This window comes from Sporosarcina sp. E16_3, from assembly GCF_017347125.1.
Lineage (GTDB): Bacteria > Bacillota > Bacilli > Bacillales_A > Planococcaceae > Sporosarcina.
This window is the reverse complement of the sequence record NZ_JADPRX010000009.1, coordinates 83224-108105: the sequence shown is the minus strand read 5'-3', so window position 1 is coordinate 108105 and position 24882 is coordinate 83224. Positions and strand designations below refer to the sequence as shown.

Annotated in this window: 24 protein-coding genes, 1 rRNA gene and 2 pseudogenes; 15 read left to right on the top strand and 12 right to left on the bottom strand. The window is 40.2% G+C overall.

Annotated elements, in window-relative coordinates; genetic code table 11:
- The first annotated feature begins 5 nt into the window (after window positions 1-5).
- The 5 genes from rrf to I2483_RS08140 all read left to right on the top strand — a co-directional run bounded on the left by rrf (window position 6) and on the right by I2483_RS08140 (window position 3797).
- A 5S ribosomal RNA gene (gene rrf, locus I2483_RS08160) occupies window positions 6-121 on the top strand.
- A 321-nt stretch (window positions 122-442) separates the two neighbouring features.
- Window positions 443-1273: a YihY/virulence factor BrkB family protein gene (locus tag I2483_RS08155; protein ID WP_207175166.1), complete on the top strand. Its 831-nt coding sequence runs from the start codon at window positions 443-445 to the stop codon at window positions 1271-1273.
- Window positions 1273-1947: a response regulator transcription factor gene (locus I2483_RS08150; protein WP_275956000.1), complete on the top strand. Its 675-nt coding sequence runs from the start codon at window positions 1273-1275 to the stop codon at window positions 1945-1947. The genes I2483_RS08155 and I2483_RS08150 overlap by 1 nt, the downstream gene beginning before the upstream one ends.
- Entirely contained in the window at window positions 1944-3323 is a 1380-nt protein-coding gene (locus I2483_RS08145) for a sensor histidine kinase (RefSeq protein ID WP_207175162.1), read from the top strand. The genes I2483_RS08150 and I2483_RS08145 overlap by 4 nt, the downstream gene beginning before the upstream one ends.
- 75 nt (window positions 3324-3398) lie before the next feature.
- Window positions 3399-3797: a hypothetical protein gene (locus tag I2483_RS08140; protein WP_207175160.1), complete on the top strand. Its 399-nt coding sequence runs from the start codon at window positions 3399-3401 to the stop codon at window positions 3795-3797.
- 83 nt (window positions 3798-3880) lie between these two features.
- On the opposite strand, the gene I2483_RS08135 is transcribed toward I2483_RS08140, so the two are convergent.
- Window positions 3881-6028, bottom strand: a complete 2148-nt coding sequence (locus I2483_RS08135; protein WP_207175158.1) for a type IA DNA topoisomerase — start codon at window positions 6026-6028, stop codon at window positions 3881-3883.
- A 917-nt stretch (window positions 6029-6945) separates the two neighbouring features.
- On the opposite strand from I2483_RS08135, the gene I2483_RS08130 reads away from it, so the two are divergent.
- On the top strand, window positions 6946-7434 hold the full coding sequence (locus I2483_RS08130) for a hypothetical protein (protein WP_207175156.1): 489 nt from the start codon (window positions 6946-6948) through the stop codon (window positions 7432-7434).
- 249 nt (window positions 7435-7683) lie between these two features.
- Here the strand turns inward: I2483_RS08130 and I2483_RS08125 are convergent, their stop codons facing one another.
- Complete coding sequence (locus I2483_RS08125; RefSeq protein WP_207175154.1) at window positions 7684-7848, bottom strand: hypothetical protein; 165 nt, start codon at window positions 7846-7848, stop codon at window positions 7684-7686.
- Between the two features lie 357 nt (window positions 7849-8205).
- Here I2483_RS08125 and I2483_RS08120 point away from each other — a divergent pair, with 357 nt between their 5' ends.
- The 4 genes and pseudogenes from I2483_RS08120 to I2483_RS08110 form a co-directional block, all read left to right on the top strand.
- Entirely contained in the window at window positions 8206-9501 is a 1296-nt protein-coding gene (locus I2483_RS08120; RefSeq protein WP_207175152.1) for a tetratricopeptide repeat protein, read from the top strand.
- On the top strand, window positions 9501-9635 hold the full coding sequence (locus I2483_RS19380) for a hypothetical protein (RefSeq protein WP_255550348.1): 135 nt from the start codon (window positions 9501-9503) through the stop codon (window positions 9633-9635). Before I2483_RS08120 ends, I2483_RS19380 begins: the two co-directional genes overlap by 1 nt.
- A gap of 147 nt (window positions 9636-9782) precedes the next feature.
- A pseudogene (locus I2483_RS08115) lies at window positions 9783-10007 on the top strand (LLM class flavin-dependent oxidoreductase); the annotation flags it as partial.
- A 52-nt stretch (window positions 10008-10059) separates the two neighbouring features.
- Window positions 10060-10158 (top strand): annotated as a pseudogene (locus I2483_RS08110) (FMN reductase); the annotation flags it as partial.
- A 278-nt stretch (window positions 10159-10436) separates the two neighbouring features.
- Here the strand turns inward: I2483_RS08110 and I2483_RS08105 are convergent.
- Window positions 10437-10688 (bottom strand): hypothetical protein, encoded by a 252-nt coding sequence (locus tag I2483_RS08105; RefSeq protein ID WP_207175150.1) that lies wholly within the window; start codon window positions 10686-10688, stop codon window positions 10437-10439.
- A 497-nt stretch (window positions 10689-11185) separates the two neighbouring features.
- Between I2483_RS08105 and I2483_RS08100 the strand changes: the two genes are divergently transcribed.
- Together I2483_RS08100 and I2483_RS08095 are read left to right on the top strand one after the other, a co-directional pair.
- A complete protein-coding gene (locus I2483_RS08100; RefSeq protein WP_207175148.1) occupies window positions 11186-11920 on the top strand; it encodes a sulfite exporter TauE/SafE family protein in 735 nt (244 codons plus the stop codon).
- A 112-nt stretch (window positions 11921-12032) separates the two neighbouring features.
- Window positions 12033-12632 (top strand): short chain dehydrogenase, encoded by a 600-nt coding sequence (locus I2483_RS08095; protein WP_207175190.1) that lies wholly within the window; start codon window positions 12033-12035, stop codon window positions 12630-12632.
- A gap of 76 nt (window positions 12633-12708) precedes the next feature.
- On the opposite strand, the gene I2483_RS08090 is transcribed toward I2483_RS08095, so the two are convergent.
- The 7 genes from I2483_RS08090 to I2483_RS08060 form a co-directional block, all read right to left on the bottom strand.
- Window positions 12709-13527: a purine-nucleoside phosphorylase gene (locus I2483_RS08090; RefSeq protein ID WP_207175146.1), complete on the bottom strand. Its 819-nt coding sequence runs from the start codon at window positions 13525-13527 to the stop codon at window positions 12709-12711.
- 128 nt (window positions 13528-13655) lie between these two features.
- The gene (locus tag I2483_RS08085; RefSeq protein ID WP_207175144.1) at window positions 13656-14840 is read right to left on the bottom strand and encodes an alanyl-tRNA editing protein; all 1185 of its coding nucleotides are present in this window, start codon (window positions 14838-14840) and stop codon (window positions 13656-13658) included.
- An 89-nt stretch (window positions 14841-14929) separates the two neighbouring features.
- Entirely contained in the window at window positions 14930-16312 is a 1383-nt protein-coding gene (locus I2483_RS08080) for an FAD-binding oxidoreductase (RefSeq protein WP_207175142.1), read from the bottom strand.
- A gap of 376 nt (window positions 16313-16688) precedes the next feature.
- Window positions 16689-17048: a hypothetical protein gene (locus I2483_RS08075; protein ID WP_207175140.1), complete on the bottom strand. Its 360-nt coding sequence runs from the start codon at window positions 17046-17048 to the stop codon at window positions 16689-16691.
- A gap of 360 nt (window positions 17049-17408) precedes the next feature.
- Window positions 17409-17891, bottom strand: coding sequence for a DUF2798 domain-containing protein (locus tag I2483_RS08070; protein ID WP_207175138.1), 483 nt, complete (start codon window positions 17889-17891; stop codon window positions 17409-17411).
- Window positions 17892-18217: 326 nt separating this feature from the next.
- Complete coding sequence (locus I2483_RS08065; RefSeq protein WP_207175136.1) at window positions 18218-18970, bottom strand: hypothetical protein; 753 nt, start codon at window positions 18968-18970, stop codon at window positions 18218-18220.
- Entirely contained in the window at window positions 18967-19497 is a 531-nt protein-coding gene (locus I2483_RS08060) for an RNA polymerase sigma factor (RefSeq protein ID WP_207175188.1), read from the bottom strand. Before I2483_RS08060 ends, I2483_RS08065 begins: the two co-directional genes overlap by 4 nt.
- 194 nt (window positions 19498-19691) lie before the next feature.
- Here I2483_RS08060 and I2483_RS08055 point away from each other — a divergent pair, with 194 nt between their 5' ends.
- Window positions 19692-20237, top strand: a complete 546-nt coding sequence (locus tag I2483_RS08055; RefSeq protein ID WP_207175134.1) for an NADPH-dependent FMN reductase — start codon at window positions 19692-19694, stop codon at window positions 20235-20237.
- Window positions 20238-20297: 60 nt separating this feature from the next.
- Here the strand turns inward: I2483_RS08055 and I2483_RS08050 are convergent, their stop codons facing one another.
- On the bottom strand, window positions 20298-20861 hold the full coding sequence (locus tag I2483_RS08050; protein WP_207175132.1) for a GNAT family N-acetyltransferase: 564 nt from the start codon (window positions 20859-20861) through the stop codon (window positions 20298-20300).
- 93 nt (window positions 20862-20954) lie between these two features.
- Window positions 20955-21842, bottom strand: coding sequence for an EamA family transporter (locus I2483_RS08045; RefSeq protein ID WP_207175130.1), 888 nt, complete (start codon window positions 21840-21842; stop codon window positions 20955-20957).
- 436 nt (window positions 21843-22278) lie between these two features.
- Here I2483_RS08045 and I2483_RS08040 point away from each other — a divergent pair, with 436 nt between their 5' ends.
- Together I2483_RS08040 and I2483_RS08035 are read left to right on the top strand one after the other, a co-directional pair.
- A complete protein-coding gene (locus I2483_RS08040) occupies window positions 22279-23217 on the top strand; it encodes a carbohydrate kinase family protein (protein ID WP_207175128.1) in 939 nt (312 codons plus the stop codon).
- A 234-nt stretch (window positions 23218-23451) separates the two neighbouring features.
- Window positions 23452-24714 (top strand): polysaccharide deacetylase family protein, encoded by a 1263-nt coding sequence (locus I2483_RS08035; RefSeq protein ID WP_207175126.1) that lies wholly within the window; start codon window positions 23452-23454, stop codon window positions 24712-24714.
- Window positions 24715-24882: the final 168 nt, after the last annotated feature.

Here is a 24882-nt window from a genome sequence, read left to right as displayed (position 1 = left end):
AAGAGTCTGGTGACGATTGCGAAGAGGTCACACCCGTTCCCATCCCGAACACGGAAGTTAAGCTCTTCAGCGCCGATGGTAGTTGGGGGTTTCCCCCTGCGAGAGTAGGACGTCGCCGGTCTCATTGAAAGGTCATTGCCTTATAGGTAATGGCTTTTTTTGTGTTTATTTTTAATGTTATTTGCTGGAGAATTCGGTGGGGAGTACGTAGGTAGAACAAGGGATAATTTTTTATTTGTGAAAACTTGCATTTGAAATTGATCCTACCAATTATATGCTTGGTCTGCGATGGGCTATAATCAGTTCCGTAATTATATGCTTGGTCTGCAATAAGTTATGATTGGTGCCGTGATTATATACTTGGTCTCCAGGACTATATTCTTTCATAGTTATCCTATTGCTTTCTTTAGAATAGGGTATATTGAAAGAGGGAGGGTTGCAAATGGCAATTATTAAAAACGTAGTGGTTCGTTTTTTTAATGAACGTTTCTTTGATCAGGCAGCGCAAACAGCGTACTATCTCTTACTATCTATCTTTCCATTTTTCCTCTTCGTCCTATCCTTGCTTAGTTTGTTTCCAGTTAATGAAGAGACGCTTCTTACCTTTCTTAGACCTTTTACGCCTAATGGAACATTCACTATAATAGAAGAGAATGTTCACGCGGTTCTTAGTAAAGGACATGGTAAGGTACTGTATGCAAGCCTCGCCACGGCGTTTTGGGTCACTTCGATGGCAGTGCAGTCCCTTGCGCGTTCCCTTGATCTAGCGAATGGCTATGTACGTCGTTATGCATTTTGGAAGGTATTGATTCGTGACCTTGGGGTGACGCTTCTTTTTATGCTGGTCATTCCATTATCATTGTTTCTTCCGATTATCGAAAAAGCTTTATATAGAGTTGTGACTTATTACGATACAATTGAGGAATGGCAAGGATGGTTTTATATTTGGCCGAATGTTAAATGGGGCTTGGGAACGTTGTTTCTATTTCTCTTTTTCCTATTGTTTTATAAAGTTGTACCAACAGGTAGGATGAAGTTTAAAGATGCATTTCCAGGAGCGGTTTTTTCTGCTATTGGATGGCAGCTATTTTCACTTGTGTTCGGTAGCTATGTATCGAATGTTGATTATACTCGGTTATATGGACAATTGTCGGGTATTATTCTGCTGGTTATCTGGTTTTATTTTACTGCAGTCATTATTTTGATTTCAGGTTTGTTAAATTCGGAATGGAGGAAGTCATCCAGTCGAAAAAGGAGGAGGAGAATATTATGATGAAAATACTTGTGGTAGATGATGACCCAAATATTTTAGAGCTCGTAAATATCCAATTGACTCAGGCGGGGTATACGGTTCTGAAAGCATCTGATGGATTTGAAGCGCTCAAGATATTGGAAGAGGAATTACCGGATTTAGCAGTGGTTGATGTAATGATGCCGGGGATGGATGGGTATACGTTAACTAAGATGCTCAGGGCAGAGGCGGATATTCCGGTTTTATTGCTAACGGCCAAGGGACAGCTTGAAGATAAGGAAAAAGGGTTCCTTGCGGGATCTGACGATTATGTTGTAAAACCGTTCGAGCCGAGGGAATTATTATTTCGGATAAACGCGATTTTACGCAGGTATGATAAAGCTGTGGACGTGTTCATTCAAGCTGGACCGCTGAAAATAAATCGACAAAGTTATGAAGTCTCTGTTGGTAAGAAAGTGCTACTTCTCCCGCTAAAGGAGTTTGAATTACTTTCGGTTTTGGCATCACGGTCAAATTATGTATTTACAAGGGAGATATTAATTGAGCGGGTATGGGGTTATGACTATGAAGGCGATGAACAGACGTTAAATGTTCATATCAAGCGGATTCGAGACAAATTGGCGAAGCTGACGGGCGAGGTGACCATTTTAACGGTGCGGGGTGTTGGTTATAAGCTTGAGGTGTCAGCGGCATGAGATCGTTGTACGGGAAATTCATCGCGATGACGGCGGTTATCATGATAGCGAGTGCTCTTATTGCATTTCTCGCGGTTAATACATATTACCATCAACAGCTGAAAGGGCAAAATGACGAGAAGAATATGGGCATCGCAAAAAGCATTGCATCGTTCATTGAATCGGATAAGGAATTAGATCTGGAAAACTACTTTGAAGCGCAATCTGCCGTCGGTTATAAGCTCTACGTTCTCAATGAACGCCAAGAAGCGACGATGTATGGAGAAGCATTTCGGGCAGAAAATCTTTCAAGAAAAGTTATAGATCAGGTATTGAATGGTGACGTGTATCACGGGATGAGAGATCTCCCGAGTGAAACGTTCGTAACCGGTTTTTTCTCGAATGAATTAGCAAATACCGTGGGGGTACCCTTTGAGTCTAATGGACAAAAGTATGCCCTTTTTCTACGCCCTGATATTAAGATGCTTTTTACAGAAGTGCATTATATCCTTGGTGGGATGGTGCTTGTCATGGCGGTTGTTAGTTTGCTAGCGATGTTAATTGTGGCTAAAATGCTGATTGATCCAATTACAGAGTTAACCGCCGCAACGAAAAAGGTTGGGGATGAACAATTCTCTGGGACACTTGATATTAATCGAAGAGATGAAATCGGCCAGCTGGCGAAAAGCTTTCAGCTAATGACGAAAAAACTTAGCGATAATGATCGGATACGCAAAGAATTTATAAGTGATGTGTCGCATGATTTCCAGTCACCATTGCTTAATATAAAAGGATATGCTGAGCTGTTGTTGGATGATAAGCTCACGGAAGATTCACGGAAAAGTTATGCTAACGTTATTCAATCGGAAACGGAACGATTGTCTTCATTGACCAAACAGTTGCTGCTTCTCACATCACTCGATCAGTTATCATCCCCACTTGAAAAAAGGACTTTTGACTTGGACAAGCAGCTGAAGGAGACAGTCCGCAAGTATAGATGGTTGCTGGAAGAGAAAGAAATGACGTTAGAAATGGATATCGAAGAGGTTCGTTTTACCGGTGATCCTGCATTTCTTGAGAAAGTGTGGGAGAACCTGTTATCGAACGCTTTAAAGTATACAGGGATTGGCGGGGCGATTGAAGTCGTGTTAACGGAGCAATCGGATCAAGTTAAGGTCCTTATCAAGGATAACGGAATAGGCATTGATGAAGAAGTACTGGGGCGAATTTTTGACCGTTTTTACCGAGCAGATGATTCCAGAACGCAGGAAACAGGCGGAACTGGACTAGGATTATCCATTGTCCAACAGGTCGTGAAACTGCATGGTGGAACAATTGAAGTTGCTAGTCATAAAGGGCAAGGCACCACTTTTACAGTTGTATTTCCAAAGTTGTAATGTCCTGTTCACTTTCCGTTCATGTAGACTGTATAAGATAAGAGTATAACATCAACAATACAGGGGGTATTTAATATGGAGCAAAAATGGAGTTTACGCTTGATTCGTGTAGCGGCAATTTTTGGTTTGATCGGTACAGTATTAGGTTCACATATGGCAGGAGCGGGATCACCGGCATTCCGTCCAATTCACGCGCATATTTTATTAGTTGGTTGGTTGTCCCTATTTGCTTGGGGAGTCTTCTACCGCATTTACAAAGTTCGGGCAAAAAAATTAGTTGCGATTCATGGCTGGACGGGAATTATTGGAGCAATCGGTCTGACATCGGGTATGTGGCTACAGTTCATGAAACCGTTTGAAGTGAATGAAACAGTGTCACTCATTCTTTACATCGTCGGTGGAACAATCTTACTTATTAGCTTTGCATTGTTTGTCATCATTACGTTTTTAACTGAAAAAGTTAGTAAACGTTAATTGGCCCGGATAGTTTTGGGTAGTTAGATTACTTAAGTGCAAAAAGTCACTTCCTTAATTAAAAAAGGAGGTGACTTTTTGTGTTAGGAATTAAACTCGATATTTATTTTCCCGTTTACAAGCGTTAAGCTCGCATCAAACTTCGTGTCAGAATTGGAGACGAAACCCTTTATAACGTTCGTTTTCCCTTTCGTACAGAGAAGTTTCACTTGAGCAGGCGTGAGCTTTTTCTTCAAAAAGACAGCGGGGAAAGTCTGCTTGCAGCCACTTGCGTAGGCGGTGCAACCATAAAACTCTTTCCGCGCGACGATTGTACCCTGTTGACAAGCAGGGCATGCTACGATGCCATTTTGAACGGGTACAGATGAAGATGGGGCAGTAGTAGAAGTCAGTTTGATATCGATCTTCTGTGATTTCAGCTGACCCGGTACTTCTTCCAATAAACTATAGATGAACTTCGCAATGCTTCCGAGAAAACGTTCTCCAGTTCCTTCACCATTACCGATTTTTCGTAAATACGCTTCCCATTTAGCCGTCATGGATGGGCTTGCGAGGAGATTTCCTTCGATTGCCTGACAGAGGATGCGCCCCTTATCCGTGATAGAAACAATGTTCTTCGTCACATCGATGTAGTTATGCCGTTTTATCGTTTCAATGATACCGCTTCGCGTCGCTTCAGTACCGAGTCCTTCGATTTCTTTCAAAATATCGGTTTCTTTTTTATCCTCAACAAGTTTCCCACATGTTTTCATCATCGCGATTAGCTGACCTTCCGTATACGGTTTCGGCGGCATCGTTTTGCCTTCTTTAATACCTATATCACTTTCGACGGGTTCGTGCATAACGAGTGGAGGCAGAGTTGGCTCGTCCTTATCTTTGTCATTATCCTTAGACGAACGGACGAACAATGCTTTCCACCCTTTATCGCGTTCCGTTTTCCCGATTGTGAAGAAGGGTAGGTTGTTGACGTCCGTCGTGACTTTCGTTTCCGTGTACAGGTAATCGGTATGGAACATAGCGAGCGTGGTGCGGACAACTTCTTCGTATAAGTTGCGCTCGATGGTCGAGAGCCCAGCAAGTACCCCTTGTGACGGAATTTTCTTCGTTGGAATGATTGCGTAATGCTCCTGCACTTTTGAACTGTCGACATAGCGCTTTTTCGGAGCGAGTGATGCGACTGGGAAAGTATGACCGATGAGCTGCTGATACTCAGTTACTTGTCCCGCGAGATAGGTGAACTCACTCGGCGTGATATACCGGGAATCCGTCCTCGGATACGTCACGAGTTTCTTTTCATAGAGCCCTTGCATCGTCTTCAACACATTCGCGGGACTCGTTTTCCACAAGCGGTTTGCCGTTGCCTGTAGTGTAGACAGTGCGTGTAGCTGCGGAGGCGGGGTACGTTTATCAATTGTTTCCACGGAAGTAACGACACCAGGTGATTTTGGGTGAATGTTATGTTTCGCGAGAAGGTCCCGGATAATTTCCCTTTTGGAATCCTTTGCTTTGGCCTTCCCTTTATACGTCCCATTTTCGGCAGTAAACGTCGCTTCTATTTCATAAAACGGCTCAGAAACAAATGCTTCAATTTCCTTTTGTCGCTGATAAATAAGGTAAACAGTTGGTGATTGAACACGTCCGATTGAAAATACTTCTCGAATGCCGCGTGCTTGCAACAGAAGAGAATAGAGACGAGAGCCATTCATCCCAACGAGCCAATCACTGATTTGACGCGCTTTTGCTTCTTCATACATCAGAAGATCTTTGCGATTATCTTGTAGATTGGCGAATCCTTTGCGAACCTCATCGACTTCAAGCGAATTAATCCAAAGCCGTTTTATCGTTTGGTTTTTTGCGCCTGTTTGATAATAAATACTATAAAAGATATTTGATCCTTCACGGTCCACGTCACAAGCGTTAATGACCGTATCTGTTCCTTTAATCAGCTTTTTTACAATGGCGAACTGCTTACTCTTGCCTTTTGCAACTTGAAACTCATAGTGGTCTGGCAAAATTGGTAAACTAGCAAGTGACCACTTGGCCCATTTCGAATCGTATTCTTTCGGTTCTTTTAGTTCGACAAGGTGGCCGATTCCCCATGTAATATATGCACCTTCTGAAAAAATTGGAGAAGGTAATAATTCCAAATAACCTTCATGGCGCCGCACAGAAAAAGCGTCTGCGTATGCCTTCGCTTGGCTTGGTTTTTCGGCTACTATTACTGGCTTCATAAAAAAACCTCTTTTCTTCAGTAAAAGAAACGTTAGTTCTATTATTATCGCATAGATGGGGGAGGTTTTCTAATGTAATTCCGTTTGGGTAGGAGAGTAGGTACTTTATAGCATTTGCAACAATCGTAACGGCCGTTATTGTACTGATTGTATTTATTACCCAATGAGGTTGACCATCTATTCCTTTGACGAAGAGTCTAATGGCGGTCTCTTTGATTTAACGCCTTCTGGAAAGATATCTGTAAAAGTGCCAGCACGTCCTAAAATTCAAAAATAATTTGGAATAGCTTTGAAATTACGTGGCGTACAATGCGTCTTATTAAATTGTTCGGGTCGAAAGGATGTCCCGGCAAAATGCTTCCCTTATGAATCAGTTTACAGTAAAAGTCGCAGGGGCTCTAGTGGGGAACGGAAGATGATTATTTATTTTGTGGGAACAAAAAAAGCAGACAAGCCAAGCTGTCTGCTCTTTACTCCAACATATATTGGTAGTATAACCATCCGAGTGTATCGAAACATTCCAGATGGATTCGATTCTCTTCACCTCTATCCTAAGACCTGATTGATGATAATACTCTGAACGTATAGGGTTCTTGTATTCAATCACAATCGTGCGTTTCTTCTTGCTAGTAAGACTGGCGGTGAAAAGATTCGTGCTAGCATACCTGTAATCTCCGCGATCTTCTCATGGCCATAATTAACAGCTAGCCTATTGGTGAAGCGCTAGTGGTATTGCAATGGAAGCGACAAATGAAGTGAAATAATACTAATCTTTCAATAGAAGTGCTATAGCCAGGGATCCATATGCTCTCTGGCTTTTAACTTGTCTACCTAAACTTCCATGTCTAGCGAACAATCGATAAGAATATTGCATAGTCTATACAGATATAAGTTCGATTAGCAATGGAGGTAAAGGGATGATAAACTTTCAAGCTTTCAATGGTGTTGTCACGATGATTGATGATTTTTCGATAGGGCAAAATAATGAAGTTGGTTGTTATAAAATAATATCTGTAGATGACAGACATGGAACGTCGGTAAATTTTGTTGTGGCACCCACGACTTACTTTGTAGATCATGTAAGGGTGGCAGTGGGGGATAGAATAACAGGGTTTTATGATGCAAACGCGCCAGTTCCTTTCATATACCCGCCGCAATATCGAGCGCTAGTGATGGCCAAAGACACGCCCTATCAACATGTGAAAGTAGCCTTTTTTAACAGCCGATTGGAAAGTAGCGACGGCACATTAAAGTTAACGGTTTCTCCGCAAACTCAAATCTTATTGGAAAATGGGCAAACCTTTACGGGGAATATTACAAATCGAAATCTGATTGTTGCTTATGGCGCTACTACTAGAAGTATCCCGGCCCAAACGACTCCCCATAAAATTATTGTTATGTGTTAGCGGTTTGGGGTGAACGACAGGTATCTATTCAAGTAAACTACAATAGTATAGAAAAACTCAGTCCTATCCAATATGACTGAGTTTTTTGTTGTATATGATTTTATTGGTATTAGCGCATGATTAAATCCGCTATTGGATTGCAATTTCCAACTATTAAGCAAACTTATTTGAAACTGAATTAGCATATGTTTAGCCTCACCTGAAATGAAAAACTTTTCAATGATAGAATCGACTGAATAACTTCCTGAGTTAAATCTGTTTGATTTCATTTGGAATATCCCGGAATTCTACTGATTCCAGAAATCCATTAGATTTCATCTTATCCAAAAACTCCATCAGTTCAATTTTCATTTGATATAATTGCATTTCTCTAAAATCAACATCCAATTGCTCGTTCGTCGTTTCCATAGGCATAATATCACTCCCTTCGAAAGAATGGTATGCAGGTTTGCATTCTGTTTAATATATTGGAAATCACTTTAGAATCCCGTACTCGTACTTTATTATCACTATGTTGACAAGTACATTTCTTTACTTTTCTTACCTTAAAGGCTTCCTCAAAATAAATGTCTTCAATTCGCATGAGTACTACCCCCCATTTCTTGCTGAATTAAACATAACACTAACAAGACTAAAGTAATATTCAATTAGGTTGGGACATTTTTTTTGAAATCATGCTTTATTTTGGTCTTTTGCTAAATAATTTCCCACAATAAAGTGGTATGATAAATGTAACGTATGTACTATGCTATATAAGTGAGGGATTCGCTAATGAAAGTTGGTCATTTGATAAGGGCAGAACGAATTAGACAAGAGATGAAACAATTAGTATTAGCAAAAGGAATCTGCACGCCTTCTTACTTATCTAAAATTGAACGGAATTTAATTTTTCCAAGTGAAGACATAGTCCTGTTACTATTCAATCGATTAGGCATAGATCCGTCGAAGTTACAGAATAATAATAAGCAAACTGAAATTGATTTTGAGAAGATGCTAGAGGCTACTTACAAAGAAGTAATTACAAATCGAGATGAAAGTTTTACTAAACAAAAACTGGAGTATTTAGAACAACACAGTCCCTTATTTGAAAATCAAACGCTCTACTACACTTATCTGCTCATTGTATTAAGGTTCCGCATTATTTCAGGCAGTAATTTGAATGAAATAAAAAAGGGAATTGAAGATCTTGAAGAATTAAGCAAAGATTTCAACCCAAGGCAAGCCTATTTATATAAATTAAATAAGGCTTTTTACTATTATTCGACAGAAAATCGGAATAAATCGATTGAATATTTCGAAGATGTGTTATTATTAGTAGGTGACATTTCATTAGAGGATTGGGAAAAGGCTGAGTTAAATTTTATGATAGGAGTAGTTTACACAGCTGATAGCCGTATTTTTAGCACAGTTGACTATATAAGAAGCGCTCTTGACTATTTCAGAGAAAATTTTTTGATGAAGCGAGTGTTAGACTGTTACGTACTTATTGGTATTACTCAAAAGAAAAGTGAACAATATCAAGAGGCATTAGAATCCTATTTAAAAGCAATGCAAATATGTGATGAGTTTAACTTGCATCGCCAAAAAGGAATTGTTTACCACAACCTAGGGTCGTTATCTAGTATAATGGGCAATAATAGGGAAGCAATCCGTTACTATAAAGAAAGCATTGCATATAAAACAAATGAAGATACCCCACTCATTTCGATATTTTGTTTAGTAATCGAGTATGCAAAAATGAATAACCGGAAGTTTGTCAATGATTGGTGTGATGAGGGGATCTCATTACTTTCACAGTTAAAAGATAATAACCTCACATCGTATTACCATCATTTTAAAGTTTTCAAATCACTCCATAGTGAACAAGGACTATCCGAAAGAATGACTAAAGAAGCGATTGAATATTTTAAAGACAAACAGGATTATCAGTATGTTCATAAATATTCTATCGCATTAGCCGAATGGTATTACAGTAATAGAAAATATAAATTATCATCTATTTGTTATCAAGAGGCAAATAGATATGATTATATTTATAGAAAAATAAAAACATGGGAGGATTTATAATGAAAAAGATTTTATCTATACTTTTACTTGTTGTAATTTTCAGTGGAGCTGCAGGGAACCAAGCTTTTGCATCTAAAGACCGATTACCTGAACTTTTCAGAACATCTAGTTTTACAATCGAACTCCTAAAATAAGCACTATAAAGGGAGCAACTCTTAACCGAGTTGCTCCCTTTGTTTTATGCTCAAAATGCAGACCAATGTTTTGGGCGTGAGAGTAAGTGCGGTAGTTTTTTCTTGAATTGCCCTAAGCTGTCCCGATTTCAACTTGAATGAGAATGAGAGCAACGTATTCATGAATTGATTGAAGCAAGTAAGTTTGCAAATCAGGCGGACTAGATGTTTTCGCACGCAGTAGGGGAGTGTCCTCAAACGCATTTTACAACACAAGCACATACAGTCATTTTGGGCGCTGTAGCACAAGCAACAATCAATATTGAAATTGCAAATTCTGCAACTGTGCTAAGGGTATCTGATCCTTTGCGTGTCTATGAAGATTTTGCCACAACCACAAAATGATCATCTGCCAATTTGGCGTGCAGTAGATGGACCACCCGCGAGTGCTATTCCAGCTACACTCAAAGGTGTTTTTGAATTATTACCAGTCAATACGTTCCGAGATAAAGTGATAAGTATGCTTGTAACGGCTGGTACAGCGTAGCGTTATTTTATGGCGGGCATTGTGGTTCTTGTCGATGCTTATGTAGCAATTTGGAAAGTAAAAGGTGAGGGATATTGTTCTTAACTAGTTCATGGCGGGAATAAAAAACTCAATCTATTATTGGTAGTAGCCCCTGTTGTGTGACGGGGACTTAGAAGGTAACAATATAAGGGGAACTACTTGAATTGAAAAACTAGGGCATAATAAAAAATCCCCGCAATCTCGTTGAAGCTTACGATGAGATTGCGGGGATTTTAGTCAGTAATGACAGTCACTCATGAAGAATGAAGCTTTACCTTTTTTTCGTTTTCAAATAATAGAAAATGGGCCTTCCCCAATTTATCTTCTATATAGTCGAGTGAATAATTACCGAATGGATCCGCTAAATCTCCAAGTGCCCGGGATAGATTATCAACCGCAAGATTTAGCGTTTCAAACTGTCTTGGTTCATTTCCCCTGTTCATCTCATCCATGATTTCATGAGCTAGGCGCTGAATCCGTCGTAAGCGCACTTCTTTTGTTTGCATGATAGCCTCCTCCTTATATCAACTTATACTGCCTAACTATATGGCTAATAACAGGAGTTCATGAGTAGATGTATAAATTAATTCGGATAACCGCTCACAAGCGCTACTTAGTCTCCGGTTCGAAAAGTTATTTATTTATAACCGCAACAAGCTTGCGAATATCCGTGCGTGGTTGAGTTTCGGGTAAAGGTTCACGATAGCAAATCATCAACGTCGCTATTACCTTCTCGCCGGTAAGGTCACCGATACCCTCCCTGAATACTGGGGCGTATACCCAATCATTAGTACGCCAAAACATATCAATTTCCCTTTCCCATGCCGCAAGCTGGAAGTTTTGAATTAGTGAGGAAACTGCCCCAGCGTGCAATCTAAGTAGTATATATAGATTTCTCCATTAGTTTTTCGAATTGAGATTCATTCATTCAATTGAATTTACTTATGAACTAAGGTTGAATATGCTAGTCATATAGGGGTCTTAACTGAAAGAAGGATGCTATATGGAATATATTTTGCTTTATTTCATCGGGTTTGCTGCAACAACGCTTGGTACATTAGCCGGGGGCGGGGGACTCATCAGTTTACCGGCTATGCTACTAATGGGATTGCCGGTTCATTCAGCAATTGGGGCGAATAAAGTATCAAACACAGTGAGCTCATTTTCGAGTTTTCTTGTGATTTACAAAAATAAAGAAGTAACAGTCAAAGAAGCGCTTAAGGTTGTTCCAATTAGTCTTGCCGGAGGGATTACAGGCGGGGTTATTGCCTCCTTTTTGAAAGAAGAATGGATGATTGTTATTGCGATAATCCTATTAACCTTCGCATTCATCTCATCCTTTTTTGGGAAAGCGGATTTTGATGGCGATGAATCATTTCGTGTAACTAAAAAGAGTGCTACTTCATTGTATGGAATCGGTATTTACGACGGTGTTTTTGGGCCAGGTAGCGGAACATTAGCCTTATACCTGTATGCTCGATTGAAAATTTCTTATTTGAGAGCAGTTGGATTGTCTCGAATTATGATTTTTTCAAGCTGTTTCGGAGCTTCAATTAGTTACATTTCAACAGGTAAAATAATATGGCCACTCACGATTGCATTAATGCTCGGTTCAATAAGTGGTGCTCAACTCGGTGTTCGTCTTGCGCGTAAGTTGAAAACGGAGCATGTTAAACCGATACTTCGCGTCGTAACTGTACTTCTGATTATCCAGATTGGAGTGAAGTATTTTGGGTGAAGTGTTTAAAGACCTAAGCAAAATCGCAAAACTTTTCATAAGTAAGGCATTTAATTAGTATGATAGAACAATAACTAATTGAAGCTAGATACTTTAAAAAGGGGGATTACATATTAAAATACTCGTCGTAGGTGCAAGTGGAACAATTGGCAATGCAATTACTAAAGAATTGGAGAAAGATCATGAAGTGATCCGCGCGGGACGAAATGGTGCCGATGTATCTGTTGATATTACGTCAGTAGAGAGCATAAAAAGGATGTATGAGCAGGTTGGTAAAGTTGACGCGGTGATTAATGCGGCAGGGCGAGCTCATTTCGACGCAGTTACGGACATGACACCCGCGCTGAATGATGTAGGAATTGATAGCAAACTGAAAGGGCAAGTCAATCTAGTGCTTTTAGGTTTTGATAATTTGAATGATGGTGGAAGTTTCACATTAACGACGGGGATTATGATGGATGATCCAATCGCGAAAGGAGCTTCAGCGGCTTTGGCGAACGGCGGCGTCAAGGCATTTGTTAAAGCTGCGGCTATTGAAATGCCAAGAGGAATTCGCATTAATAGCGTAAGTCCAAATGTGTTACAAGAGTCGTGGCACAGACTTAGTGGTCTTTTTCAAGGGTTCGAAGCGGTACCTGTAAAGCGAGTGGTCCATGCTTTTGAAAAGAGTGTGTTTGGTTTGCAAACTGGCCAGAACTTCGAGGTTTATTAGTAAGTTAAAACTTAAAAGTATGTGAAAAGCCTTCTGGGAGATTTTCGCAGAAGGCTTTTCGCATTGATGATTTTCTTTAAATCTCTTTCAAGACATTTTTAATTAAATGTACAAATGCACTTCGAGATTGAGCAGCAACTTTAATTACATCCTCATGACTTAGTGGTTCATCTAGAATTCCACATGCCATATTCGTTAAGCACGATATTCCTAATACCTTCAGTCCCGAATGGATCGCAACAACTGCTTCAGGCACTGTTGACATGCCAATTGCATCTGCACCTAAAATACGAATCATACGGATTTCAGCAGGTGTTTCGTAAATAGGGCCACTCCACCAACCATAGACGCCTTCTCTTAATGTAATATCATTCTCACGCGCTACTTTTAAAGCCGTTGCTCTCATTTCACGATTATAAACCTCAGAAACATCTGGGAAACGCGTTCCTAAGGCATCGTTATTTTTACCAATCAATGGATTAATGCCAACTAAATTAAGATGATCTGTAATTAGCATTAATTCGCCCGGATTAAAATCAGTATTTACAGCTCCGCATGCGTTCGTTATAATCATTTTCTCTATACCTAATGCTTTCATCACTCTGACAGGGAAGGTAACTTCGTCTAAAGAATACCCCTCGTAGAAGTGATAACGTCCTTTCATAGCCACGACTGTTTTTCCTTGTAAACGTCCGATAACTAATTCATTTGCGTGACCAACAGCAGCTGATTTTGAGAAAAAAGGAATATCCTCGTATGGAATGACAACTCCGTTTTCTATTTCATCAGCAAGGCCGCCGAGTCCAGAACCTAGGATAATTCCTATTTCGGGAATTTCTTTGGTTTTACTAAGAATGTAATTTTTAGCTTCTAAAATTTCTTCTGTTTTATGCATTAATATTGCCTCCTATTATTTCTGGGTAATTGTCTATTCATTAAGGTGCTTTCATAGTCTAGTGGCTGTATAAAAAAGAATCAAGGGTGGCTTTTTATAAGTCGGCATCAACTAACGGAATCACAAGCTCATCGTGAGCCTTCCATGACAGTCAGCAATTGTTCTGCGGTTACCAAGCGTTCACCGCCACCTTGGACAAACGATTCATTCCCGCCGCCTTTTCCATTAATAAGAGGGAGTGCAGCAGAGGAAACTTGCTTCATACTTGTTTCAACGGAAGCCCCCCGAGCCGCGACAAACTGTAGTCGATTATCATTTTCAGCAACGAGAAGTACAATTAGTTCATCTGCTTCAGCTACAAGAAGTCGGGCAAGTTTCTGTAATTGTTGAACCGTTCTATCTGTAAAGAATGCTTTCACAATGCCTTGTTCCTGTTGGTCCAATAATGCTTTCGATTCAAATGTTAACAGTGCATCTTGCGCATCTGCCAATGATTTCTCAAGTGAATGATTCGTTTCCAATAACTTCTGTACCGCATCCGCAACACCATCGTCCGGTGCACTTACTAATCTGGACGTTTCCGCCAACTCCTGGTTTTTTCGTTGTAATTGCTGCAACACGCGTCCGCCGCAAACGAAATGCACGCGCACTTTACCTCGATGCTTCTCTGTCGATAAAATCTTCAGCGCACTTACTTGTCCCGTTGCACTTGGATGTGTACCGCCACAGCCGTTGTAGTCGAAATTAGGAATAATGACAAGTCGGATTTCGTCTGTCACCGCCAGTTGCTTGCGAAGGGGGTAGTGATGAAGTTCATCTTCAGTTACCCATTTTATTTCAATCAGTCTATTTTCTAAAATAATGTCATTCGCTAACTTTTCCACTGTGTCCAATTGTTCTGTAGATACATCCTCCACATCCAAATCAATTGATACAATTTCTTTTCCTAAATGGAAGCTTACCGTGGGAAACTCGAACAGTTCAACAAATGCAGCTGACAATATATGTTGCCCTGCATGCTGTTGCATATGATCAAAGCGTCGCTCCCAGTCGATTATGCCTTCCACTTCAGTCGAAGAACCGAGACTACCGGCCAATGTATGGCGAATCTCATCTTCCACTTCTTCCACATTGAGCACCGCAATACCGTTCAATGTCCCCAAATCATGCGGCTGACCACCACCTGTCGGATAAAAAGCTGTATTTTCTAACACGACATAGTGATTTCCTTCAGCATCTTGCGCGGCTTTTATAATCTGAGCCGTAAACGATTTACAATATGCATCTGCATAATACAAACGATCATTTAACATAAAATCGACTCCCATGACTTTTTTTCTATTTTATCACGAACAGTGAAAATAGTGCCCGATCTACTAAGGATTGGACACTCTTTGTATAATTAGCCGAATTTCACGTTTTTATTTGGGTTCAATAAATTGTCTGGATCAAGTGCTCTTTTGATTTTCTCCATGACGAGAAGCGCCGTGCCGTGCTCCTGTTCCTGGTACTTTTGTTTACCAATACCAACGCCGTGTTCACCAGTACATGTGCCACCTCGTTCAAGTGCATACAGTACAATACGTTCATTCAACTCATCGGCTTTTGCAAGTTCTTCGGCATCGTTCATGTCCATCATCAGCAGAACATGGAAGTTACCATCGCCTACGTGACCGACAATACCTCCGGTGAGTCCAAGTGATTCAACGGTTTCGCGAGCATGTTCGACTGCACCTGCTAACTCTGAAATGGGCAGACAAACATCTGTTACCATCATCTTTTTACCAGGATAGCCGTGGATAAAGGCGTAGGCTAAATTATGCCGTGCCTCCCACAGTCTGTTGCGTCCCGCGTTGTCTGTTTCGAATTCGATGTCTTCACAATGATGGTCTTTCACAATTTCTTTTGTGAAATCAACGTCTTGTTTCAAACCCGCTTCATTGCCATGGAATTCCAAGAACAGCGTCGGTTTTTCTTTATAGTTAGTTTCACTGTAAAGGTTCGCTTGTTTTATGGATGGTTCATCGACCAACTCAACTCGAGCAATCGGAATACCGGCTTGTAGAATGGACACGACAGCTTCCACCGCATCATTGACGGTAGGGAAGGAAGCCCGTGCAGCCGTGACGTGCTCCGGAATGCCGTATACACGCAGTGTTAATTCCGTAAAGCAGCCAAGCGTACCCTCAGAGCCTACGAAAAGACCGTTTAGATGAAGACCAGATGCAGATTTCGCAGCCATATTCCCCGTATGAATGACGGTACCATCAGCCATCACAACTTCTAAATCACGGACTTGATCACGCATGACGCCGTATTTGACGGTCGTTGTTCCACTTGCATTTGTTGCCGCCATTCCGCCAAGTGTAGCATCCGCTCCTGGATCGACCGAGAAAAAGAGTCCGTACTTTTTCAGTTCTTTATTTAACTGTGTACGGGTTACACCAGGCTGTACTTTTACTAGGAAATCATTCTCTCGTACCTCTAACACTTTATCCATCAATGAAAAGTCAATTGTGATTCCTCCCTTAGAGGGGATTACATGTCCTTCCAAGCTTGAACCTAGGCCGAATGGGATGACCGGTACTCGGTATTCTTTCGATACTTTCATTACGTTACTTACATCTACAGTCGATTCTGGGAAAACAACAATGTCAGGAATACTGGCCGCATGATAGGATTCATCCCTGCCATGAAGTTCCCTTACGGTTACGTTGATGGAGACTTGTTCATCCTTGAGCACACCTTTTAAGGCTTCAATTATATTTTCTGTAGATATTGTCATTTTCGCTCACTCCTTATGTAAGAAAATTATTTATACAATTTTAGTCCAATCACTTACTAGTATACGTAAAAATATAATTAATTACTTAGTCTAATCGATAATTCTGAATACAACCGGTATTGTCAGAGGTGATTAGGCTTTTAGATTAATTTCCCACATTTGATGCAAATTAAAGGAGGAGCTACTCATGAAAGAATAGCTAGCTATTATACTTATAGTGTTTACTGTCCTCTTTACGTATCTACCCGCGCCTGATGCTACCAAGGCAAGTTCAGAGATTAGTGTCGAGACAACTATATAAATGCAAAAAAAGATACGGCTAATTAATAGCCATATCTCAGATTGCAGGCAATCGTACAATTCTTAATCCTTTACCTTACTTGGATTTCAAGAAACGTATCTCTTTTAAACGAATGGAGAGTAACCAGGTTATCAACTTTTCATAGTTCTCTAGCCATAGTTTTTTCATTATCAATGTCAAGAACAACAGGGATAACAAAAATACAAAAGAGATGATGCTTGTTAACTGGAAAAAAAGAGTTTCTTGAAAACCGCCATAACCCATACAAATGACAACGCTACTCACAAAAATTATAGATAGAACAGGTAACAATTCAAAAAGTATGTCGTAGTTTCTTTTTTTGATAAAGCGCATTATAGTTGGAGAAATTAAAGCAATAAGTAGGATATAGGAGATAACGACAAGTATGTCTACTACGACTATGAATAAGTCCATCTCTTTTCAAAGCCCCCTTATCAAATTCACCTACAGAATGACTCCCTTAGAAAAGGCTATATAGATAAACTATACCCTTTCGTCGGCTCAGTTATGCATCGAAACATAGTTTTTTCTTACAATGAAAATAAAGAACGAGGATGGTTGTATCGCTAACGGGGTCTCTTTTTAGGGATAAAACAACAAAATTGCAGGGGAAGGCAGGGACCTATTCGCATTAGCGGATAGGTCCCTTATTGTTGAATAACAGGTAGCAATACTTGCATTAGAATGATGTTTTAGTAACAGGGCAAGAAATTGAAACCAATTTGGAAGTTCTACATAAAACAAGCAAGCCACCTTTTGGTGGCTTGCTTGTTTTTACACGTTTACTTCTGGCTTTTGTGTCGATGGTTTAATATATTTAACTAATAGCCTACGTGAGATTGGTCCAACAATTAGTAACTGCGATGGAAGTGCAACGATAAAATTTAGACCAACTATCTTAAGGTAGGCTGTGAAAATTGAACCTTCAATTTCTGTCATTAACGCCGTTAAAATAAGGCCGTAAACTGACATGATAAGAACCATTATAGGGACCATACAAAAAGCAATCGCCACAATAAAGTTGATTTCTCTCGATTTATCATAAGGTAGTGATAATGCCATTTTACGCGCTTTCGGTTCAACGAATGACTCTACGATAAAAGCGACGATAAATGTTATGACAAATTGAATCACTGCACTCCCTACTGTATACGATGAAAATCCGTGTAAAGCTGTGTTGTAAACTGACATAATAAGAACCATTCCAAAACACATAAATAGTCCGAAAATAATGCCTTCTTTTTTATTACTAGGCAAATAAAAACATCCTTTCGTATTGAGAATAAACGTAATTATATATGCTTAGAATTTTTTACATAAGTGACGTTTTTGTGAATCTTTTTAGACGACATTAAATTACATTGTTATTTTCAATTGAAAAATAGAGTTGTACATGATTTATTGGTATAGATAGTCGCATTAATTCTAGCAAAGCTTGTAAAATTAATAATTCAAAAAAGCATCGGCGCTATAACCGATGCTTTTTGGGTCGTTGAAACAAGTGTTATTGTTGATGTTTTTTTCTTTTTTGTCCCCCCTAAAAATTACCCGTTTTTGTATCGCAAATCCTCTTTCATATTTCTTTATTCTACTAACTCAAAGCTCTCCAACATATGGTGGAACCTTGCGCCGTGACCTTCCGCGGCCTCAAGGAAATAGTTTTCTGTAATGATGTAACTACCCTCTTTGCCATTGCTGATGACATAGGCATGAACAACTTTAGCATCCCAATCACTACCGTTCAATCCATGTAATAAATAGCCTTCGACTGGTTCTGTTACGGCTTCGACGGCTCTTAATTCCGGGAAGTCTTTCTTTAACTCGGCTTCAAACTTCTTAACAAGATCTTCAGGTTTCTGATCTGCGACTTGTCTAATTTCCATTGTCACTTCCGGGTACTTTTCTGGAAGGGGCTCAATCGTTGTAACGATGTCTGCTTTATCGCCTTTGATCATTTTATAGCGTGTTTCATCGACATAAATGATGTACTCTGAATTTGTACCTTCATTCAAATTAACGTCCATTTTTTCGTCCTGTCCTTCAATGCTTTGAGTAATCTCCTTTTCTGGGACGAACATGTCTTTAATACCTTTCATGAACGCCATTCCTGTATCGGTTTGTAAACTGAATGCGATGACAAGAGCGGCGGCAGTTGTTAGGATAATGGGAATTACACGATTTTTCTTTTTCATTTTATTCACTTCTCCTCTGTTAACTTTCTCTTCGTTGAATAATTCACTTTCTAGGTTATTCCATATTTCCTCTTTTAGACCGACTGTTTCTTTTTCAGTCCGTTTATGGAAATCCTCTTTTGCTCGTTCGTCAAAGTTATTCATTGTAGCTCATCCTCCTTATCAATCGGGTCTAACTGTTCTTTTAGTCGTTTTCTGCCTTTAAACAACCGTGACTTTACTGTATTGTGATTTAACTCTAGAATGTCCGCAATTTCTTTTTCCGTGAAGCCCCTCACATACTTTAAAATGATTGGAATTCGGTGTATGTCATCAAGTGATTGAATCGTATCGTATAAATCGGACAGATGATCAAAAGATTCTTCAGCAAGGGATGGATCATTTTCTAAGTCGGGAAGTTCGAACATTGAAAGAGGTGACTCTTTCTTTAGGAACCGTAGGCATTCATTCGTTAAAATACGGTAAAACCATGGTTCAAATGGTAGCTCCGGGTTGTAACTGCTGATTTGTCTGTATACACGGATGAACGTTTCCTGCACAGCATCTTTTGCGATTTCACGGTTACGCGTAATCGCAGAAGCCGTTCGGATTGCATAATCTGCATATGCTTCGTAAAATTCGCGAAACGAATCTTTGTCGCCAGCCTGTATGTTTCGTATCAATTCTTTCATCTCCACTAGGTTTCACTCCTTCCAGAACAACGGTATTTTGTTGCTCATACTATACTTACCCTTAGAAACACTAAAAAGTTTTCAGGCATGAAAGTTTTATTTACAAAGTCGAGCCGAATGATATATGTGAATGTAGGGTATCGTGTAGAGTACACGTTAAAGAATGAAATATGTAAAATAGAGGAGAGAACTTGATGAAAGTCATAGCGATTGTCGGGAGTTTACGAAAAGATTCATTCAATATGCAGTTAGTGAAAACGATTGAAAAGAGATACAGTCACCTTTTTAAAGTAGAAATTGCAGATATCGGAAGTTTGCCGTTCTACAATGAAGATGAGGAACAATCACCTTCTGGGGAAGTACAGAACTACAAGGAAATGATTGCTGAAGCGGATGCTGTACTCATTAGCACACCTGAATTCAATTGGTCCATGTCGGGCGTTTTGAAAAATGCATTGGAATGGTTATCTAGAGTAGACAAACCGATAGCAGGTAAACCGGTATTGCCGATGGGCGTTTATCAAGGAGCGCTCGGAACAGTAAGAGCGCAATTGCACTTACGACAAGTATTAGGGAGTATCCAAGCAACTACAATGCCTCTAGCGGGGAATGAAATCTTCATTGGCTCGGCAGCGCAAAAGTTCCGAGAGGGGCAACTAACAGATGAAGGTACACTCAAATTTTTAGATAAAGTCGTCGATAAGTTTGTTAAGTTCGTTAATGAGCAAGAAAGTAAATAATGAAATAAAACCGCCTTTTTGATTTCTAATGAAGAAATCAAAAAGGCGGTTTTATTTCAATTAAATGATTTTCACCATATGATGAAACGGTTCACCAATGATTGTCCATGGCGAGACGATTTCATAACCAAGGCGTTTGTAAAGGCGGATAGCCGGCTCTTTTTCTGTTTCGACGTTTAAAGATAGCTTGGCGCTGTTTTTTTGTTTCGCAACTTCCTCTGCATACTCAAAAAACTTCGTACCAATTCCTTTACCGCGAAATGCGGGATCAATACAAATTGTATCGATGTAAAGTTCGTCAGCTAACGATTCCGCTTCGACTTCGGAGTTAGTAGCACCTTTTTTAGAAAGCCACTGACTTAAATTATGGTCGAGTTCAGGGGCATCCGCACCTGAATACAACACCATAATACCTGCTACTTTTCCATCCAACTCTGCAACGTAAGTATAAAGATGAGAGTGTCGGTTATCCTCACGCTTGAATAGAACGCATAGTTCCTGCTCTACCTTGTCCCATTCTGTTTCGCCTGTCATTCTTTTAGCGATATCGCCAATTGCGTCAATAATAAGCGGCGCGGCCTGTTCGGCATCAGCCGGTTGTGCTTGTCGAATTTTTATGTCCATTAGTAAAAAACCTCCTTCTACATTCTCTATTATATCAAATACTACAAGATTTAAAGGAATGAGCCCATCTGCAAGTGCAGTGGGCTGTGTAAACTACCTTGTATATTTCAATCTTCTCTGCGCAATGGTCGGTAACGTCATACCGATTACGATAATAATAATACCAATAACTTGGAATGTCGTCAGTGCTTCGCTCAATAAAATAACGGACGCGGTGACCGCAACTGGAAGTTCTGCTGCGCTTAAAATCGATGTCATCGCAGTCCCAACTTTCGGCACTGCAATTGAAAAGAGATAAATCGGAATGACAATCCCGAACAGTCCGAGAATCAAACCGTATACCCATAAACCGCCACCGAATAACGTTCCGTTCCAGACGATTTCAGGTGTTTGGAAAAAGAAGATGGCAATGGCTGCGAAAAACGATGTGAATAGCAAGCGTGTTTCCGTATCCATTCCTTCAACCTGTCGTGAATTAATCATAACAAATGACGCGAAGCTGACAGCTGAAGCCATTCCCCATGCCCAACCTTGCCAAGGAATTCCGCTTAGATCTGCATCGATAATGCCGGCCGCAAGAATTGTACCGCCGAAAAGGAAAAGAAGTGAAATGACTTCAATCCGTTTTGGAAGGCGTCGTTTCGCGATACAATCGAAAAGCATTCCGACCCAAGTAAATTGGAATAACATAACAACCGCAAGAGAAGCGGGCATGTATTCAATGGCTTGGCCGTATACCGTACCAGTCGTTGCGGTGAATAACCCTGCAAGAAGGAGCGTCGCGCCACCGCCGAATTTTGGGACTTTACGCCGTACTATGATGAAAATAAGTAGAGCTATGAAAAATCCGACGAAGTATTGGCTCGTTACTGCTTCAGCAGCAGTATAACCATCTTGAATCGCCAGTTTAATAATCGTTGAAAGAATGCCGTAGCAGCTCGCTGCAAAGACGATAAGTAGTGGGTAAATCCATTGTTTCATAAGATAAATCCTCCTGTTCCATCAAAACAGTATACCACGATTAGGGAAAGTGTTACAGGTCGGAGGTCTGACGACGTTGGAAATCGCAAACCTAAGTTAAGTCTTTGCAAAAAGCAGAAATTCATGCAGACTGCCTGTGGTAAGTTCTGATTGTGATTAGAATTTTTAAGTTGGGATTAGAATTGTGAAGTTGTTATTAAAACTCTGGAGTTAAAATTACAATCGCGAAGTAGCAATTAAAACCTTCGAGTGGCAATTAGAATTGAAAAGTTGCAATTAGCACACCGAAGTTGCAATTAAAGTAATTTGCCTAGAATTTCGCGGCTCGGTGATTCCAGATAGTTGTCACTGTTGGGGTGACCGCCTATTCGGACTCTTCCTGTATGGTGCATTCCATGATACGATTGGGGAAAATAAAGTGATAGGGTGTACATTCATGATTAATGCAACAAAAAAACATGTTTTAATTTACGGCGATGCATTCGTCGATTATATAGCGGAAAACCAGTCCAATTCGACGTTCAAGACATTTCTTGGCGGCGCAACGGTCAATGTGGCTGCGGGTGTTTCTAGGCTCGGTGCGTCTTCCGCGTTCATCACCGTGACGGGAGATGACGCGACTTCCGAATTTGTCCGGGATGAATTGAGGAAAGAAGGCGTCGACTTGACGTTTGCGAAGGTGGAAAATGACAAACGGGTGAGCGGTGTGTACGTGCATTTGACGCAGGATAATGACCGTATTTTCCATAAGTATATCGATGAGACGCCTGATATCCAGGTGGAAACTACCGATTTGTCTACAGAGGCATTTCAAGATGCCTCCGTATTCCATATTTGTTCGGGTACGATGTTCCATGTAACGGCTCTACAAACGACGCGGGAAGCGGTACGACTTGCTCAGAAGTTTGGAGTACCATTGTCATTCGACGCAAATATCCGTCCGCTAAGGTGGGAAAGTGAAGCGCTTTGTCGTAAGACAATCATGTCCTTTGTTGGGGAGGCCAATCTGCTGAAGCTGACAGAAGAGGAGCTTTTTTTCTTGACGGAGACAAATACGTTAGAAAATGGAATCGCCAAACTGGTGCCTTACGGGATTCCCGTCATACTTGTCACGGCGGGCGAACACGGTACATTTGCTGTCCTTGACGGCAGTATGACACATGTAGGCGTTGAACCAGTTGTGGCTGTGGATACGACTGGAGCGGGCGATGCATTCATCGCAGGAATACTTTGCCAAGTCCATTTAAAAGGGCGGCCTGAAACACGTAATGAATGGATTGACTATATATCCTTTGGCAATAAACTCGGTGCCCTCTGTGCGACAAAATCAGGTGCATTATCGGCAATGCCTCGGCTTGAAGAAATAGATGAATAATGGAATCCTCCCTTTTTCATTGGGAGGATTTTTTATTGTCTAGGAAATAATAAAATTACGTACTTTGGATAAGTTGTAACGTAGAGATTTTACGTCTAGACTCCAGTGCTTTTCAGGTCTGCCAAGGCGCTTACGCTTTTGTTCATTTAAACGACTTAAAGTTTTCTCGAGTAAATCCGTTTATATAGACCAAACTATATAAAACGGAAAGGACTGTGTAGGGTTTTGAAAAAAATGGGTATTTTTTTGAGTGTACTAGCGATTTCCATTGTATTGTTGGTGTTGTTCCCTTTGCAGAACACAAGTCATTTACATTCGTATGTTTCAAAAGACAAGAGCAACATGAATAATGAAAATGGAGTTGTAGAAGCATCACTGCAAATAGATACCATTAAGATGGTTAAGAATGCCGAAATTATAGGTGATATGACAGGTTTTTTTGAATATGTGGGTACAGCCGCAGTTGGACAGCATTTTAAAGTTGTAGGGGAAAATGATCGTTACTTTTACGTGAATTTTGGGAGAGGTACCGGATTTATCAAAAAAGAAGATGCTGTGAAATTGAAATTGGGGAATACTGGTCAAGTACCACAATCTGAACTAACGAATGAAAGCTTTATTACAAAAAAAGATGTTGTTGTCTATGATTCAAATCTGAATTATGACCTAGGTTTGATTAGGGAAAACATGCGGTTTCCGATTATAAAGGAAACAGATAATTGGTATGTCGTCGACTTTATTGGGCAGCTTGGATACGTTGAGAAGGAAAAAGTGGTGAAGGATAATGGTGTAGTGGCGATTATGTATCACCACTTTCTAAAAAAGGAAGAAAATAAAAAATTTTTAGAAGCAAGTACAACGATTCAACCGTCAGAATTTGAGTGGCAAATGAAATACTTGAAAGAGGAGAGTTACGTTACGATTGATATGAATACATTAGAGAAGTATTTATTAAATCGTATCAATCTTCCAGGAAAAGTGGTTGTTATCACGATGGATGATGGTTTGAAGTCGAACGTGGTATACGCAGCACCTGTTTTGCGGAAATATGGGTTTAAAGCAAATATATTTCTGATTACGAGTCGTGTGAAAGAACATGACCAATCTTGGAATGCAGACACCATCGTGTCGGTAAGTACACATGAAATGAGGGCCAATAAAGATGTGTTTGCCTATCATGGGCATACGCACGAAATGCATTATTTTAATGGTCGCCTAGGTGCAATGAACTTTCTTCCTTATAATGAAGCACTTGCAGATTTGAAGGGAAATATGAAGTTTTTAGCTGACAGCGGTTTCGACACAACACATTTTGCTTATCCTTTTGGATCGAATTTTATTCAGTCGCAATCACTGTTAAGGGATTCTGGATTCACCACAGCCTTTACGACAAGGAAAGGATATAACAAGGTGGGAGACAATCCGCTATTGCTAAAAAGGTGGAATATTGGGCCTGGACTGGCGATAGGTGAATTTGAGGCAATATTGAACAGATGAACCAAAACTGTTTCGTTAAGCAATATGGAATCTTCCCGATTATGATGTTCGGGAGGATTTTTTGTTATGGAAATTGACCCTGAGATTGATAACTCCTTATGAGCCATAAATACTTCAGCTCATTTGTCATATTAAAGGTGTTTGTTATATACAATATAGAACAGTGTT